At 67.7% G+C, this 1,965-nt stretch carries 2 protein-coding genes; one reads left to right on the forward strand and one right to left on the reverse strand.

Annotated features, from left to right (window positions below; translation table 11 throughout):
• The coding region (locus VIB55_RS02865; RefSeq protein ID WP_331875154.1) for a DUF234 domain-containing protein at positions 1–878 on the forward strand (878 nt) is incomplete at its 5' end.
• 63 nt (positions 879–941) lie between these two features.
• On the opposite strand, the gene VIB55_RS02870 is transcribed toward VIB55_RS02865, so the two are convergent.
• A partial coding sequence (locus VIB55_RS02870) for a dihydrolipoamide acetyltransferase family protein (protein WP_331875155.1) occupies positions 942–1,965 on the reverse strand: 1,024 nt, incomplete at its 5' end.

Genomic DNA, 1,965 nt, shown 5'->3' on the forward strand with positions numbered 1-1,965 from the left:
AGTTCTTCCCGGAGTGGAGTACCGAAGAAAAGCTGCGCGCGTACGGGGTGCTGGGTGGCATCCCCTACTACCTGAACCTGTGCGACCCTGAATTCAACCTCAGGGAGAACATCATGGACCTGGTGCTCACGATGGGCGCGCCGCTCAGCGACGAGCCCAACAACCTGCTCCAGGCGGAACTCCGCGACGTCACGCGCTATGCCACCATCCTTCGGTCGGTGGCCGACGGGTGCACGGATTCCGGGACGATCATCGGGCGCGTCCGTGAGCTCAAGGATTCCAGCGCGCTGGCGCCGTACGTACAGAAGCTCGCGGAACTGCGGCTCATCCGGATCGTGCGGTCGCTGGACGCCACGGAGCGGGAGCGCGACCGGCGGTACTACCTGGACGACCCGTTCCTGGCGTTCTGGTACCGGTTCTACCTGCCGAACGTGTCTCCCCTGGCCGCCGGCCACTGGGACGAGGTCTGGCGCCACAAGATCGATCCGTACATGGAGGATCACATGGGAGCCATGTTCGAGTGGATCTGCCGCGACTATGCGCGCCGGTACATCAACGAAGTCCTGCCCACCGCCGCGCAGGAGGTGGGGCAGATCTGGGCCGCCAACTTCGACGTCGACGTCGTGGGCCGGCTGCTGAACGGGGCGGCGTTCGCGGGAGAATGCAAGTGGTGGAGCGGGCCCGTGGGGCTGAACGTGCTGGAGCACCTGCGCGAGACGGTGGCACAGACGACGTACGAGCGGGCGGCCGATGAGAGGTACTACCTGCTGTTCTCGCGTTCGGGCTTCACCCCCGAGCTGAAGCGGGAGGCAAAGCGGGATAAGAGCGTTCGGCTGATTGGCCCCGCGGAATTGCTCGGAGTGGCACGTGCCCGCTGAGGCGCAAAAAAGCCGGGAGGCCGCGCGCGCGGCCTCCCGGCTTTTTCGTGGACAGCGATCGGGTCAGGCTTGCTCGGGGAAGGTTTCCAGGAGCTGCTTGACGCGGGCCAGGAACTGGTCGCCGTCGGCGCCGTTCACCAGGCGGTGGTCGTAGCCCAGCGAGATGTACCCGCGCTTGCGGGGAACGATGGCGTGGTTGCCGTACTCGTCGGTCACCACGGCGGGGCGCATCTCCACGCCGCCGACGCCCAGGATGGCCACCTGCGGCTGGCTGATGATCGGGAACCCGATCGTCGTGCCGAAGATGCCGGGGTTGGTGATGGTGAAGGTGCCGCCCTGGATCTCGTCGGGCTTCAGCTGCTTGTTGCGCGCCCGCGTGGCGATGTCGTTCAGGCGCTTGGCCAGCCCCACCAGCGACAGCTCGTCGGCCTGCTTGATGACGGGCACGATCAGCCCGTGGTCAAGCGCCACCGCGATCCCCAGGTTCACGTCGGCGCGGTAGATCACCTCGTGGTTGCCGTAGCTGGCGTTCAGCTTGGGGTGCTCGCGAAGGCCCCGAGCCACCGCCCATGCGATGAAGTGCGTGTAGGTGATCTTTACGCCCTGGTCGGCCCACAGCTTCTTGTTCTTGCCGCGGATGATGTCGAGCCGCGAGTAGTCGACCTCGAAGTACGAGTGCACGTGCGGGCTGATGCGCCGCGACTGCACCATGTTGTTGGCGATGATCTGCGTCATGCGCGACGCAGGCTCCACGCGGTCGTTGGGCCCGGCGGTGACGGCCGGGTGCTGCGGCGTGCCGTAGAACTCGTCCCACGGGAATCCGCCCTCGTACGACGGCGCGGGCGCGGCCGGGCGCTGGGCAGGCGCGGCGGGAGCCGACGTCGCCGGGGCCGCGGCGGGCGCGGACTTCTGCTCCTCGACGAACTTGAGGATGTCTTCCTTGGTCACGCGGCCGTTGCGTCCCGTGCCGGGCACCTGGTGCACCGCCACGTTGTGCTCCGCGGCGATCTTCCGCACCAGCGGCGTGCTCTTGGTGCGCAGCCGCTCCTCGAGCGTGTGGGGCCCGTCGCCCAGGGGCGCGCCCGCG

This window comes from Longimicrobium sp. (assembly GCF_036554565.1).
Lineage (GTDB): Bacteria > Gemmatimonadota > Gemmatimonadetes > Longimicrobiales > Longimicrobiaceae > Longimicrobium.